Here is a 12,966-nt window from a genome sequence, read left to right on the forward strand (position 1 = left end):
TTAGGCGGCCTTTATGGAAACAAGCGTCGCGGGGTTGGCGGGCAGCGCCACGGTCGGGCCGGAGCCGCGAATGCGCTCGCGCTGCTGCACCGGGCGCGGCCCGGCATCGGTTGCTTCTGCCTCGATCAAATAGGGGGCGACGATCTCAATCGCCGGGGCAACGGCAGCGAAAGCGGCATCGCCCTCTGCCGCCGTCAGCAGCTTGGCGTCGGCGAGATGCAGCGTCCAGGCCGGGCCGAACCCGTCTTCCCCGGCGCCGAGCGGCAGGCCGGTATAGAAGATCACCGCGCCGTCGCGCAGGCGGTTGGCGGTGAGCAGGCGGGGGGCGTCGGACCCGGCTTTGATGGGTTTGGCGGACATAAGCTGACCCTATTCAGCAGCAAGAGCAGAGGGGGTTTCGGCGGGCGCATCGGTTTCGCCCCAATAGCGCGACAGGCGCACCGTCTCGCCGACGATCAGCAAGGTCGGTCCGGCGGTATGATGCAGCGCGAGACGCGGCAGATCGGCCAGACGGCCCGTGGTAATCTTCTGATCGGGGCGGGTACCATTTTCGATCAGCGCGACCGGCGTATCGGTCGCATGCCCCGCCGCGATCAACGCATCCGTCAGGCGCGGTGCTTGGGCGAGGCCCATGTAAATCGCAATCGTCTTATGGCCCGGCGCTGGAACCCCGGCGTTGGAAAACGGCGTGCCGTCCTGCCCGTGCCCGGTCGCGAGAACCAGGGCGGAGGCATGATCGCGGTGCGTCAGCGGAATTTCGGCACTGGCGGCGCAGCCGAGGGCTGCGGAAATGCCCGGCACAATGGTTAGGGCAATCCCAGCAGCGCGCACGGCCTGCACTTCCTCGCCGCCGCGCCCGAAGATAAAGGGATCGCCGCCCTTAAGGCGCACGACGCGCTTACCGGCCCGGGCGGCGGCAATCAAGCGTTCGGCAATCTCGGCCTGGGGAACCGAATGCTGGGCACGGCGCTTGCCGACCGGCACCCGTTCGGCATCGCGGCGAATGCGGTCCAGGATCGCCGGGGCGACCAGTTCATCATAGAAAACGACATCCGCATCCGACAGGGCGCGCAGGGCCTTCAGCGTCAAAAGCTCGGGATCGCCCGGCCCCGCGCCGACGAGGGCGACCGACCCACGCTCAACCGCCCCCTCCGCCAGCAAGTGTGCGGCAGCGGCGTCGGCGGCGGTATCATCGCCCGCGAGCAGGAGATCGGCAATCGGCCCGTCAGAAAGCTGTTCCATCACCCGGCGGCGGGTTGCCGGGTCGCTCACTCGCCCCCGGATGGGGTGCTTCCATTTATCGAGAAACCGCGCGAGCAGACCGAGGCGGGCGGGCAGCAGCCGTTCGAACTGTTCCCGGAGGCGGCGGGCGAGGATCGGCGCGGCTCCGCCCGTGCCGATGGCTACCAGCACCGGATCGCGGTCGACAATCGCGGGCATCAGAAAAGAAGAAAGGTCCGGCCCATCGACGATATTCACCGGCACGCCAACATCTTGGGCGCGGCGGGAAATTTCGGCGTCTTCAGCCTCGTCGCCGGTCGCCGCGAAAATCACTGCCTGATTGCGGATATCATCGAGCCGAAAGGCCCGGCGCAGCAGCAGGATTTCGTCGGTCACCGCCGCCGCTTCGATTTCGGCGGAAGGGTTCTTGGCAATGACGGTGATGCGCGCCCCGGTGCGCTTCAGCAGGCGCAGCTTCTGCGTTGCCGCCTCGCCCCCCCCGACGATCAAGGCCTCGCGCTGGTTCAGCGATAGGAAAATCGGCAGGCTGTGCATCGACCCTTCCTTTTTTTACAATCCCTTCGCGGAATTGCGAATTAACTTATCCACAGGTAGGGCTTTCCCCGTGGGGAGTCAATCTAATTTCACAAATAACATTGCATTTATGGGTATAGCAGCTTTCGCAGGATATCGGGGGTCACCGGAACCTGATCGGGCCAAACCCCACAGGCATGGCCGATGGCGTTGAGAATGGCGGGGGCCGTGGCGATCAGCGCCGGTTCGCCGATCCCCTTGGCACCAAAAGGCCCCAGGGGATGCGGGCTTTCGATAAGGTGGCAGACGATCTCCGGCGCGTCGGTCAGGCGCGGCAGCCGGTAATCCCCGAAACTTCGTGTGGTTTCCGGGTCGAACGCCTCGAACAACGCCATCCCGAGGCCTTGGAGGATCCCTCCCGCGATTTGCCCCTCGACGCCCTGGCGGTTCAACACGCGCCCAACGTCATGGGCGGCGGTGACGCGGGTCACGCGGACGACGCCGGTTTCGCTATCGACCGTCACTTCGGCCATTTGCGCACCGAAGGCATAGGCGGCATAGGGGCTGCCCTGGCCATCGGCGTCGAGCGGCGTAGTCGGCGGATCGAAAACGCCGTCTCCCACCCCGTCAGGATTGGCCAGGGCGGCGATAGCGGCCCGTCGCACCGCTTCCCCCGTGATGAAACTCTGGCGCGAGGCGGAGGTTTTGCCGCCGTCCGGCACCGCCTCGCTCGGTCCAGTGATCAGCCGGATGCGGTCCAGCGCCACGCCCAGGGTTTCGGCGGCGATTTGCGCCAGCACAAGATCGCTGCCCTGACCGATATCGACGGCGCCGGTCAGCACCTCCCAATGCCCCTCTGGAGTTCGGCGCACTGTGGCGTGCGACGGGTTCGACTGGCTGGTATTGCCGATGCCGTACCACAGGCAGGCTAGGCCGACGCCGTGCTTGAGCAGCCCGGCCCGGCCCGTCGCCGCCTTCGCCCGCGCGTAGTGCCACGCGGGCGCCAGGGCGTCCAAGCACGCGAGAAGGCCGACGCTCGCCGTAAGCCTTTGGTCGGTGACGGTGGTATCGCCCAGGCGGAGGGCGTTGCGGCGGCGCAGCTCCAGCGGGTCGATCCGCAGCCGGGCGGCGAGCTGGTCTAGGGCCGGTTCCAGCAACAGGGCCGCCTGCGGCACACCGAAACCGCGAAACGCGCCTTTTGGGGCGCTCGCCGTCCGCCAGCCGCGCGCGACCCCGCGATAGGCGGGCAGGCGATAGGGGCCGCCGCCGTGGATTGGCACCCGGTCCACCACCGTCCGCCCCCAGGAGGCATAGGCGCCACCGATCAGATCCATCGCAAGATCGATGGCGAGAAGATCGCCATCACGGGTCGCGGCGATCTGGACGCGGCCCTGGCTGGGGTGGCGCTTTGGCGTGACCGCCAGGCTTTCTGCCCGGGAATAGGTCCAGCGCACCGCCCGACCCGTTTTCACGGCGGCGAGGGCTAGGAGGGGTTGTACCGAAAGATCCAGTTTGCCGCCAAAGCCGCCCCCAATGAACGGCGTGACGATTTGGATTTTCGCCTCGGGCAATCCCAGGATAGCGGCGAGCTGTTCCCGGTCGAGGGTAGGCGCCTGGGTGGTGGCGGTGATCGCCACGCCGCCGTCGCCCCAGGGTTCGGCCCACCCAGCCTCTGGTTCCAGCGCCGCCTGGGCGACGGCGCTAGTTGTGGCGGTGCGGGTGATGGATACCGGGGCGACGGCAAGGGCCGCGCCCATATCGCCGCGATGCACACGCCGTTCCACGAAGACTTCGGGCGGTGGCGCGGGCAGCGGGGTCCAGGTGATCGGCAGATCAGCGTCGGCAACACGCGCCAGGGCGTCCTCCGGCCCGACCAGTGCCAGCACCGCTTCCCCGGGAAAGGCGGCGGTTTCTGTGGCAAGAACGGGTTGGACCCGGTGGTCGGGGTGAACGCCGTGCCCATTGCGCCCGGGAATATCCGCCGCCGTCAGCACAAGCAGCGCCGGATGGGCCGCCCGAAACGCCGAGAGATCGCCCAGCGTAAACCGGGCCGGGGCATCGGGCGCGCGCAGGACGCGCAGGCCCCAGGCCCCGGGCGGGGCGGTATCGGCGGCAAACTCGGCTGTCCCGGCCACCTTCGCCGCCCCATCGCGGCGGGCGGGGGTGTTGCCGATGCCCTCCCGGTTCTCCGGCAGGGCCTCCCCGTCGAACAGCGTAGCGACCGTCTGCGCGAGGGCGGTATAGCCGGTACAGCGGCAAAGATGCCCGGCGAGGGCGGCGGTGCGTTCCTCGGGGTTCGGCGGCGGGGTTTGCAGCAGCAGCGCGGCGAGGGTAATCATAAGGCCCGGAAGACAAAATCCACATTGGATCGCGCCTGCCCGCGCCAAGGCCTCCGTAATGCGCGCCAGCAGCGCGGGCGGCAGCCCCTCGACGGTCGTCACCTCGCGTGCGGCCAGCCGGGCGGTAGGGGTGAGGCAGGCGAGCCGGGGGGCGCCGTCGATCAGGATCGTACAGGCGCCGCAATCGCCGCTGCCGCAGCCGATCTTCAGCCCGGTTAGGCCGAACTGATCGCGCAAGAGCTGCGCTGCTGGGGTTGCGGCGGCGGCGGTCGCGGTGATGGCGGTGCCGTTCAGGCGAAAGTCGATCATGGCAGCGCCATGGCCCCCTGCCGGGCCAGAAGGGTGATCAGCGGGCAGCCGTCCGCCGCCGCCGTCAGTTGGGCCGGGAGCGCGGCAAGGTCAGCCCCTAAGCAGGCCGCTTCCAAGGCCGTCAGCCGCTGTGGCGGGGTTAGGCCGAGACGGCGACCGACGCGGAGGCGGGTGCAGCGCCCGCCCGCCTGCCAGAGCGCCAAGCCTGCCCGGTCGCGCTGCCCGCCGCGCTCCCCAATTGCCGCCCAGGCCGACCAATCCGGTATCGGCACGTCAAGGTGCAGGATAAGCGCGTCCGTTGGGGGCGCCGCCGCCGTATGTTCGGCACCATCGCGCGTGCGATAGGTTACGGTCCCGCCGCAGACCCTCAGCGCCAGCCGCGCATCGCCCGCAGCCGATTGCAGCGAACCGCCGAGCGTCGCGACGGCGCGAACCGGGGCTGACACAAACCCATCTGCGACAGTTCGCCACAGGGCAAGCCCATCCGGCAGATCGGCGGCGACCATAGCCCCCCAGGTTACCCCGGCGCCGAAGCGCCATCCGGCCTGCCCCCCTGGCAGGGTTACGGGGGAAAAGGCCTGGATTTCCGGCAGGTCGAGCAGGTCGATCAGCGGGGCTTCCCCCGGCCCCTCCCCGGCCATGAGCAGGGTTCCACCGGCTAGAAACTGCGCATGGGGCAGGCGCTGCCACAGGGTCAGCGCCTCTGTAAGGCTTTCGGGCCGATAGTAAGGAGCGGGAAGGCGGCGCATTTATGCCGTATTTTCTGATACACTGTTAACCGAGCCGCCGGAGAGCGGGCTCGACGGGTTCGTGCTGATCATTGAGGAGAAAAGGCAGATGGGGAAGGGTTTTACTCGGGTTGCGGCGGCGATTGTCTCGCTGGCGGTGCTGGCCCCGGTCGCGGCTTTGGCCCAGGGCGATGCGATCGCCAACCGTAAGAACGACTTCCAGACCCTGCGCAAGAACTTCGGCGAGGTGAAAAACGTCGTCGATGGGAAGGCTGGGCCGGAAACCGCTGCCGTCCCGGCGCAGGCGATTGCCGATGTCGCTAAGCGCATCGTTGCTAAGACCAATTTCCCCGCCGGGAGCGATAAGGGCGATACCAAGGCCCTGCCGTCGATCTGGACCGATGCCGCTGGCTTCGATGCCAAGGCCAAGGCGCTGGAAACCGCATCGGGCGCGCTGCTGGTCGCGGCAAATGCCAAGAACCTCGATGGCATTAAGGCCGCCTTTGGCGACGCGGCGAAGGCCTGCGGCGCCTGCCACGACGCTTACCGGGCCAAATAAGTCCGCTGGCGCAAAAGCGAAGAGCGCGACGGGAAACCGCCGCGCTCTTTTTTTGCCGGAAAGGGCGTTACGGTCAGTCGATACGCACGGCAACGAAGCGGGTATCGCCCTTGCTGACCAGGGTCAGCAGCACAGTCTTCTTCTTTGCGTCGCGCGCCGCCGTTACTTTTGCGGTCAGATCGGCTGGGGACTTCACTTCCTCCTGATTGACCTCGGTCACCAAATCGCCGGGGCGCAGGCCCTTTTCAAAGGCGTTGCTGTCGCCCGCAACCTCCGTAATCACAAGACCGCTGGCGCTTTCCGACAGCCCGAATTTTTCACGGGCGGCGGTATCGATGCCCTGAACCGACAGGCCGAGGCCGCGCACGGCGACGGCGGGACCGGCATTCGACGGTTCCTTCGGATCGGTTGCGGTCGCGACCTCATCGTCTTTCAGTTCGCCGACGGTAACCTTCAGGGTCACTTCTTTCTTATTGCGCCAGACGGTGACATCGACGGGCTTGCCGATGGGGGTATCGGCGACGATGCGCGGCAGCCGGTCGGATTCCGGCACGTCCTTCCCATCGAACTTCAGGATAACGTCGCCCTGCTTCAACTGGGCCTTCGCCGCCGGGCTATTCTCCGTCACGGCGCTAACCAACGCGCCGCGCGCCTTATCGAGACCGAAGCCGCTGGCGACATCCTCGTCGATCCGCTGGATCTTGACGCCCAACCAACCGCGTTTGACCGCGCCGCCGTTCTTGATCTGCTCGATCACCGGGCGGGCGAGGTTGGAGGAGATGGCGAAGCCGATGCCGACGCTGCCGCCGTTCGGCGATAGAATGGCCGAATTTACGCCGATAACCTTACCGTCCATATCGAACATCGGGCCGCCGGAGTTGCCACGATTGATCGAGGCGTCGGTTTGCAGGAAATCATCATAGGCGCCGCCGGTCGAGCGGTTGCGCGCCGACAAAATCCCCGCCGTTACCGTGCCGCCGAGGCCGAAGGGATTGCCAATCGCCATCACCCAATCGCCGATGCGGGCCTTATCGCTATCGCCGAAGGCAACGGCGGGTAGCGGCTTGCTGGTTTCGACCTTCAGCAGGGCAAGGTCGGTCTTCGGATCGCGGCCAATCAGCTTGGCAGGCAGTTCGGTATTATCGTGCAGCTTCACGCTGATTTCGTCGGCGCCGTCGATCACATGGTTATTGGTGACGATATAACCGGTCGGATCGATGATGAAGCCCGACCCCAGCGAGGTCTGACGGCGCGGCGCCTGATTCGGGCCGCGCTGGCGGTTCATGAAATCGCGGAAAAATTGTTCGAAGGGCGAGCCGGGGGGAAGCTGGAAATCCGGTTCGGCGCCATTGCCGCCGGGGCGGGCATTGGGTTTGCTGATTTGGGTTGAATAGACGTTCACCACCGACGGCAGCAGCTTTTCCGCCATATCGGCGAAACTTTCCGGCGCGCTGCGCGCATAGGCGGGCGACGTCAGCGCGGGCACCAGCATCGGCGCGCCGGTAACGGCCAGCGCCAGACCCGCCACGGCAACCGCGCGCCGCAGAGGGGAAGGGGAGCGGGAAAGGGACGGCAGGGGTTTCGTCATGGCTTTAACCGTTGTTTGTCGTTGAAGCGCCTTGGGGGGAGATAAGGGGCGGCGGGCGCCCGGTAAAGCCCCTTCGGCTGTGTCTTCTGCACTCTTGCCGCCGATCATGGCTGAAATTCGACTGTTGTGACAGCGCAACAGCAAAAAGTTTTTTGCAGGCTGGGGGCGCCTACATCACCGATCCGGCGGTTTTTTGGAACTGGCCGCAGCCATCGGTGGGCATGGTGAAACGCTTGGTTTCACCGCGCTCGCGCTGCTGATCCTTCGTGGCTTTGGCGGTGCAGCGACCGTAGCCATTTTCCTTCGCCCATTGGATGGCGCGGGTCGACGGCACTTCGCGGGACGTAATCTTATCCGGGGCTACCCAGTGGCGGCAGGCCGAGCAATTATTGACGGGTCGCGGGCGCGGCGGCGGGGCCACGCGCTCCTCGATCATAAAGAAGTTCACCAACCGGTGCCAGAAGCCTGCCATCATTCACTCATCTTGCCCCGATTCCTTAAAATAAGAGTAAAGGTTAGGCAATCGGACGGGAAGCTGTGTGATACGCAGGCGGCGGGCTTGTCACGGTTTTTGATCATTCCCCCGAAAAGATCATGCAGGTGGTGCTGCCATGCGCCAGCAGGCGCCCTTTGCCGTCGGTAATCTTGGCGTCCGACGTGCCAATGCGCCGCCCGGCGGAGAGAATAGTCCCCTCGATGGTCAATTCGCCCGCGTCGGGTAGAATGGCACGGACGAAATTCGCTTTTACTTCCAGGGTCGTATAGCTCTGTCCGGCAGCAAGCGTCGAATGGACCGTGCAGGCCAAGACAGTATCCAGCAGGGTCATGGCATAGCCGCCGTGGACGGTGCCCATCGGGTTCAAAAACTCGGCGCGCGGGGTGGAGGTGAAGATCACCCGCCCCGCTTCGGCATGCACCCCGCGCAGGCCCATCACCTCGGCCATCGGCGGCATCGGCAGTTCGCCTGTCATCATCTTTTGCAGAATTTCGATGCCGCTGAACTGGGTGACATCGGGCGGCAGCGGGGCGAAGACGGGGCTGGTCATGGCGGGACTCGCAATTGGATGTATATGCAGTTATCATGCGGATGCTTTCCCTTCCCGTCAATCCTGCGGCAGACTGCGGCCATGACTGATCCCGATTACCGCAGCCTCAACGATTGTTTGGTCCTGCATCTGCGCAAAGCGGCGCGGCGGATGACCCAGACGCTCGATCATGCGCTGGAGCCGCTCGACCTGACGGCAACGCAATTCGCCATTCTCGGCCATCTCTGTTGGGCGCGGGATCGGGGAAAATCCTGGTCGGTTCAGCGGTTGGCGGAAGCTTTGGCGATGGACGCCAGCAGCCTGACGCGCGCGCTACAGCCGCTCGCCCGGCGCGGATTGATGGCATTCGTTGCCGACCCGGCGGACAAGCGTGTGAAGCAGCCCCAGGCAACCGAAGCGGGGCGGGCTTTATTCGTCTCCGGCTGTGCGATCTGGACGGAGGCGCATAGCGCCCTTGTTGCGTCGTTAGGGTCGGAACCGGCGGCGGCACTGCTGGGGCTGCTCAAACAGGCGGTGGCACCGCCAGATTAAGGCCGTGGGCTGAGGTGAATGCCCGCCAGCATGCAACGGATGGATCCGCCCGCCTTCTCCAGCGTCGGGATTGCCAGCGGGAGCGGGCGGGCATGCCGTTCTATGGTGTGCCGCTGCGGGGGCGTCAGGCTTTCCCAGGCGCGGGCGGAGAGGGCAAGAATGGGGCCGCCCGGCGTTTGCAGTTCCAGCGCATTCCCGGCGAAATTGCCCACCTGGGCGGCGGTCAGCGGAATGAGAGTACGGTCGCGCGCGGTCAGCCGCTCGGCAACCTCCTGTCGGCGGGCATCATCGGGGATCATGTCCAAGCCGACCAGCGCAAAGCCGGTGCCGATGCTCATCAGCACATTCGTGTGATAGACCGGTATGCCCTTAGGGTCGATGGCATCGAACACCAGCGGTTCGAAGCGAAAATGGGTGCAGAACCGTTCCAGCATCAGCGGCGACATGCGGGGGGAACGCGCGGCATAGGCGACATGTTCGCTGTGATCCAGCACCATCGCGCCCGTGCCTTCCAGAAACACCCCATCCGCTGCAAGGCCGGAATAGTCGATCACATCCTGCACGCGGTAGGCCTGCTTCAGAAACTCGATGATATCCCAGCGCCGCTCCCGCCGTCGGTTCTCGGCGACCATTGGATAGACGGCGATATGCCCGCCTGCGTGGGTCGAAAACCAATTGTTGGGGAAGACCGAATCCGGCGTTGCCGTGGTGTCGTCTTCGAACAGATGCACCTTTACCCCGGCAGCCGTCAGCGCTGCGGCGACGGCGGAGACTTCCCGATAGGCAGCCTCGGCATCGCCTAGGCGACCGGCGGATTGAAAGGCATTGTCGGCGGCGGTCGCTGGATTGGGGGTGAAGTGATGGGGGCGGATCATCACGACGGCGGCGGGCGATTGGGCGTTGGGCATGGCGGCCTCCGACAAGGAACGATGCCCCAGGGTAGAAAGCCCCCCTATCCACGCACAATGCGCAGACTGATGACAAAATATTCAAAGTTTGAGCAAATTGCTTTAGCCATTTCAGCGAACTGTTTATCTGATGATTCCGCTTGATGCCCTCGACCATCGCTTGATCGCGGCCCTGCATGCCGATGCCCGTGCCCCGGTAGCGAAGCTTGCAACCATTCTCGGCCTATCGCGGAATACGGTGCAAAAACGGCTCGACCGCTTGGTCGATAGCGGCGTGATTCTGGGCTTTACCCTGCGGGTGCGGGCCGAACACGATATCAATCAGATCCGTGCGGTTATGATGATCGAGGTGGTGGGGAAATCGACCGGGGCCGTCATCAAAAGCCTGCGTGGATTGCCGGAACTCTATGCGCTGCACACGACCAATGGGAATTGGGACCTGATTGCAGAAATCCGCACAGCGTCCTTACCCGATTTCGACCGGGTGCTGCGGCAGATCCGCGAGATCGACGGCGTGTCGAACAGCGAAACCAGCTTGCTGCTGAGTTCGATTTAGAGCGCTTTGGTTTCCGGCAGCACGGGGGCGGCGGGGGCCGGATCGGGCAGGGTCGGCAGGCGGCCTTCGATCACCGTCACTTTTGTGCCGGTACTGACCAGCCCGAAGACGGCCTCGATATCTTTCGGCAGCATGCGGAAACAGCCGGAAGACGCCGCCCGGCCAATCGACTGCGGCTCGTTGGTGCCGTGGATGCGGTAATAGGTCCAGCCGAGATCGAGGGCGTAAAGCCCCATCGGATTGCGCGGCCCGGGCGGAACGGCGGCGGGAAGCGTCGGGTCTTTGCGGCGCATGCTGGGGGTCGGTACCCAAGTCGGGTTGCGGCGCTTGCGGACGATTTCGGTCGTGCCGATGGGAATCAAATCGCGCGACCGGCCGACGGCGATGGGGAAACTGCGGGCGCTGCCATCGGCCAGCGTGACGCGCAGGCGCCGGTCGGCGACAGAAATCAGAATGGTTTCGGCAGGAGATGGTGGGGGCGGCGCGGCTTTTGGCACGGCGACCACTCTCTCCGTCTCCGGGGCGGGCTTCGGCACTGGGGCCGGTTTCGCAACAATTGGCTTTGGCGCCTCGGGGAGCGGGGCAGGCTGCGGCGCCCGCAGGGGCGGCGGTTCGGGCGCGGCGAAGGGGCGCGGCGTCGGTCCAAACTCTAGCGGAATGGCGACGGGCGGAACGGCAAGCGCGGTTAAGGGAAAAGCCGCTTCGATTTCAGCGGGTGGCAAGATAAAGCTGGTCGGGCTGACAGCGACGGGGACCGGCGGCTCGAAGGCGCCCATGCGGTCGGCAGCAATAAGCCCAATGGCGGCCCCACCGATCACACCGGCAAGTCCCCAGAGCCCCCGCATGACAAAGGTTAATCCTCGGTTCATGCTGGGAAGCCTATCAGCCTAGGGCGCGTTTTTCTATCCTGCGGTCATGGTTTATTCACGTCTTACGGGCATTCTGGGGGCTGGACCCGCCCGAAAATCGGGTATGCGGCGGGTAACCCGAAAGGATGACGCGCCCGTCAAAGCCCCTTGCCAGGGGGCGGGGATTGCGGCAGGCTTTTTGTGCTGCGCTGCACAAGTAGCCTGCTTCTACGCCGGGCCGCCGGTCGGTTCGGTCTTTTTGGGAGGGTAACAATAATGAACAAGGCGCTCGAAGACCTCTATAGCAAGGCGTCGGCGGTTTACGAAAAATACCAGGATCAGGAACTTTATGATTACCTGATGACCCTGGCGCGGCATTTGGAAAATGCCGACATGATGAAGCATCAACTGGGCTATCTGCTGATGCACGCCCGTTCGACTGTTGCAGCCCCCGTTCGCACTACCCATTTCCAGGAAGCCCTAACGCGCGCCGCGCGTTTCCTTGAGAAAGTGGAAAAGGACGACGCATCGTCGGCCTAAGGCCTGCGGATCGCGCCCGCCCGCGCGATCTGTGCCGCGATGACCCCGCCCCCCTCCGCCTTCCGGCAGGCTTTGCCGGGTGCTGCCGCTTTGATTGTCGGTCACGGCATCGGGCGATTTGCTTTCACCCCCCTTATCCCGGCCCTTGTGGCGGCGGGCCTGTTCACCGGGCCGCAGGCCGTCTGGCTCGGCGCTGCCAATCTTATCGGATATTTCATCGGCTCGCTGTCGGCCCTCTGGCTGGCGGATCGGTTCGGCGTGCGCGCGGTAATGCGCGCGGCGGTCGGCGCCGTGCTGCTGGCGACGCTGGCGGGGGTGCCCGAGTGGGGGTTCGCGTGGCTGGCGCCGTGGCGCTTGCTGACCGGCATCGCTGGGGCATTGATCCTTATTCTCGGCCCGTCGGCGGTTTTGAGCCAAGTCGCCATTTCCCGGCGCGGCACGGTCGGCGGGCTAATTTTCTGCGGTATTGGCATCGGAATCGTGCTGGCGGGAACGCTGGTGCCCTGGCTGACCCGCATCGATATTGTTGCTGCGTGGCTGGGACTGGCGGCGCTCGCCCTGCTGCTGTGGCCCTTCGCCTGGGCGGGCTGGCCGCAAAAGCCGCCGGTGTCGGCCATGCCCAGCGGCCCGGGACCGCGCTGGACGCTGCCGCTCTATTGTCTCGCCCTGGCCTATCTCGGCGATGCGATGGGCTTTATCCCCCATACGGTTTTCTGGGTCGATTTTATCGCGCGCGGCTTGGGGCATGGCGTTGCCGTAGGCAGCCTGTTTTGGGTACTGTTCGGCATCGGCGCGGCCTTGGGGACGCTGCTGCTCGGGCGGCTCGCCGATAAGATCGGCACCGGCGCGGCCCTAACGCTGATGCTGGCGGCGAAAGCCATCTGCGTCGCCCTGCCGCTCGTCTCTCACACGATCCCGGCGCTCGTGATCTCCAGCCTGATCGTTGGGGCAGCGACCCCTGGGGCGGCGCTGCTCGCCTCTGGCGTTGCCCTGGATTTTGTGGGGCCGGAGGCGCATCGCGGCGTTTGGCGGAAATTGACCCTGATCTTTTCGACCTTCCAAGCCCTCGCCGGGCAGGCCTTCGCCGCCCTTTTTGCCGCTACGCAGGCTTATGAAGCGATTTTTGCGACGGGCGCGGGAATCCTGACTTTAGCGAGTTTCGCGGCGGCCATGACCTGGCGTCAGCAGCGGCTTCATAAGAAAATCTAGGGGAATTCCCCAGTTCTTCCGTCTTGTTCTGTCACCATTCCGGCGTACAC

General features: G+C 65.3%; 14 protein-coding genes. 5 read left to right on the top strand and 9 right to left on the bottom strand.

Annotation, left to right across the window (positions count from 1 at the left end):
- The 4 genes from CHR90_RS13140 to CHR90_RS13155 all read right to left on the bottom strand — a co-directional run bounded on the left by CHR90_RS13140 (position 1) and on the right by CHR90_RS13155 (position 5,152).
- Positions 1-360: a DUF2849 domain-containing protein gene (locus tag CHR90_RS13140; protein ID WP_094409473.1), complete on the bottom strand. Its 360-nt coding sequence runs from the start codon at positions 358-360 to the stop codon at positions 1-3.
- Between the two features lie 9 nt (positions 361-369).
- Positions 370-1,776, bottom strand: coding sequence for a siroheme synthase CysG (cysG, locus tag CHR90_RS13145; RefSeq protein WP_094409474.1), 1,407 nt, complete (start codon positions 1,774-1,776; stop codon positions 370-372).
- 107 nt (positions 1,777-1,883) lie between these two features.
- Entirely contained in the window at positions 1,884-4,403 is a 2,520-nt protein-coding gene (locus tag CHR90_RS13150) for a molybdopterin-dependent oxidoreductase (RefSeq protein ID WP_094409475.1), read from the bottom strand.
- Complete coding sequence (locus CHR90_RS13155) at positions 4,400-5,152, bottom strand: FAD binding domain-containing protein (protein WP_094409476.1); 753 nt, start codon at positions 5,150-5,152, stop codon at positions 4,400-4,402. The genes CHR90_RS13150 and CHR90_RS13155 overlap by 4 nt, the downstream gene beginning before the upstream one ends.
- 88 nt (positions 5,153-5,240) lie before the next feature.
- On the opposite strand from CHR90_RS13155, the gene CHR90_RS13160 reads away from it, so the two are divergent.
- Positions 5,241-5,690: a c-type cytochrome gene (locus tag CHR90_RS13160; protein ID WP_094409477.1), complete on the top strand. Its 450-nt coding sequence runs from the start codon at positions 5,241-5,243 to the stop codon at positions 5,688-5,690.
- A 73-nt stretch (positions 5,691-5,763) separates the two neighbouring features.
- Here CHR90_RS13160 and CHR90_RS13165 read toward each other — a convergent pair whose 3' ends face one another.
- The 3 genes from CHR90_RS13165 to CHR90_RS13175 form a co-directional block, all read right to left on the bottom strand.
- Positions 5,764-7,278, bottom strand: coding sequence for a DegQ family serine endoprotease (locus tag CHR90_RS13165; protein WP_094409800.1), 1,515 nt, complete (start codon positions 7,276-7,278; stop codon positions 5,764-5,766).
- Between the two features lie 169 nt (positions 7,279-7,447).
- A complete protein-coding gene (locus CHR90_RS13170) occupies positions 7,448-7,753 on the bottom strand; it encodes a hypothetical protein (RefSeq protein ID WP_094409478.1) in 306 nt (101 codons plus the stop codon).
- Between the two features lie 100 nt (positions 7,754-7,853).
- Positions 7,854-8,324, bottom strand: a complete 471-nt coding sequence (locus tag CHR90_RS13175; RefSeq protein WP_094409479.1) for a PaaI family thioesterase — start codon at positions 8,322-8,324, stop codon at positions 7,854-7,856.
- 81 nt (positions 8,325-8,405) lie between these two features.
- On the opposite strand from CHR90_RS13175, the gene CHR90_RS13180 reads away from it, so the two are divergent.
- A complete protein-coding gene (locus CHR90_RS13180) occupies positions 8,406-8,855 on the top strand; it encodes a MarR family winged helix-turn-helix transcriptional regulator (RefSeq protein WP_170941405.1) in 450 nt (149 codons plus the stop codon).
- On the opposite strand, the gene ctlX is transcribed toward CHR90_RS13180, so the two are convergent.
- Positions 8,852-9,763: a citrulline utilization hydrolase CtlX gene (gene ctlX, locus CHR90_RS13185; RefSeq protein ID WP_094409481.1), complete on the bottom strand. Its 912-nt coding sequence runs from the start codon at positions 9,761-9,763 to the stop codon at positions 8,852-8,854. The two genes, CHR90_RS13180 and ctlX, sit on opposite strands and share 4 nt — an antisense overlap.
- Positions 9,764-9,893: 130 nt before the next feature.
- Here ctlX and CHR90_RS13190 point away from each other — a divergent pair, with 130 nt between their 5' ends.
- On the top strand, positions 9,894-10,319 hold the full coding sequence (locus CHR90_RS13190; protein WP_094409482.1) for an Lrp/AsnC family transcriptional regulator: 426 nt from the start codon (positions 9,894-9,896) through the stop codon (positions 10,317-10,319).
- On the opposite strand, the gene CHR90_RS19785 is transcribed toward CHR90_RS13190, so the two are convergent.
- A complete protein-coding gene (locus tag CHR90_RS19785; RefSeq protein ID WP_267890178.1) occupies positions 10,316-11,164 on the bottom strand; it encodes a L,D-transpeptidase in 849 nt (282 codons plus the stop codon). The two genes, CHR90_RS13190 and CHR90_RS19785, sit on opposite strands and share 4 nt — an antisense overlap.
- Positions 11,165-11,443: 279 nt before the next feature.
- Here CHR90_RS19785 and CHR90_RS13200 point away from each other — a divergent pair, with 279 nt between their 5' ends.
- Both CHR90_RS13200 and CHR90_RS13205 read left to right on the top strand, forming a co-directional pair.
- Complete coding sequence (locus CHR90_RS13200; RefSeq protein ID WP_094409483.1) at positions 11,444-11,707, top strand: hypothetical protein; 264 nt, start codon at positions 11,444-11,446, stop codon at positions 11,705-11,707.
- Between the two features lie 39 nt (positions 11,708-11,746).
- A complete protein-coding gene (locus CHR90_RS13205) occupies positions 11,747-12,916 on the top strand; it encodes a YbfB/YjiJ family MFS transporter (RefSeq protein WP_094409484.1) in 1,170 nt (389 codons plus the stop codon).
- Positions 12,917-12,966 lie beyond the last annotated feature (50 nt).

The sequence above is a fragment of the Elstera cyanobacteriorum genome (assembly GCF_002251735.1).
Lineage (GTDB): Bacteria > Pseudomonadota > Alphaproteobacteria > Elsterales > Elsteraceae > Elstera > Elstera cyanobacteriorum.

What these genes read in the sequence shown, in the direction of transcription:
- CHR90_RS13190 (WP_094409482.1), top strand. Translation starts at nt 9,894, where the DNA reads ATGATTCCGCTTGATGCCCTCGACCATCGCTTGATCGCGGCCCTGCAT.
- CHR90_RS13160 (WP_094409477.1), top strand. Translation starts at nt 5,241, where the DNA reads ATGGGGAAGGGTTTTACTCGGGTTGCGGCGGCGATTGTCTCGCTGGCG.
- cysG (WP_094409474.1), bottom strand. Translation starts at nt 1,776, where the DNA reads ATGCACAGCCTGCCGATTTTCCTATCGCTGAACCAGCGCGAGGCCTTG.
- CHR90_RS13180 (WP_170941405.1), top strand. Translation starts at nt 8,406, where the DNA reads ATGACTGATCCCGATTACCGCAGCCTCAACGATTGTTTGGTCCTGCAT.
- CHR90_RS13170 (WP_094409478.1), bottom strand. Translation starts at nt 7,753, where the DNA reads ATGATGGCAGGCTTCTGGCACCGGTTGGTGAACTTCTTTATGATCGAG.
- CHR90_RS13205 (WP_094409484.1), top strand. Translation starts at nt 11,747, where the DNA reads ATGACCCCGCCCCCCTCCGCCTTCCGGCAGGCTTTGCCGGGTGCTGCC.
- CHR90_RS19785 (WP_267890178.1), bottom strand. Translation starts at nt 11,164, where the DNA reads ATGCGGGGGCTCTGGGGACTTGCCGGTGTGATCGGTGGGGCCGCCATT.
- CHR90_RS13140 (WP_094409473.1), bottom strand. Translation starts at nt 360, where the DNA reads ATGTCCGCCAAACCCATCAAAGCCGGGTCCGACGCCCCCCGCCTGCTC.
- CHR90_RS13165 (WP_094409800.1), bottom strand. Translation starts at nt 7,278, where the DNA reads ATGACGAAACCCCTGCCGTCCCTTTCCCGCTCCCCTTCCCCTCTGCGG.
- CHR90_RS13155 (WP_094409476.1), bottom strand. Translation starts at nt 5,152, where the DNA reads ATGCGCCGCCTTCCCGCTCCTTACTATCGGCCCGAAAGCCTTACAGAG.
- CHR90_RS13200 (WP_094409483.1), top strand. Translation starts at nt 11,444, where the DNA reads ATGAACAAGGCGCTCGAAGACCTCTATAGCAAGGCGTCGGCGGTTTAC.
- CHR90_RS13150 (WP_094409475.1), bottom strand. Translation starts at nt 4,403, where the DNA reads ATGATCGACTTTCGCCTGAACGGCACCGCCATCACCGCGACCGCCGCC.
- CHR90_RS13175 (WP_094409479.1), bottom strand. Translation starts at nt 8,324, where the DNA reads ATGACCAGCCCCGTCTTCGCCCCGCTGCCGCCCGATGTCACCCAGTTC.
- ctlX (WP_094409481.1), bottom strand. Translation starts at nt 9,763, where the DNA reads ATGCCCAACGCCCAATCGCCCGCCGCCGTCGTGATGATCCGCCCCCAT.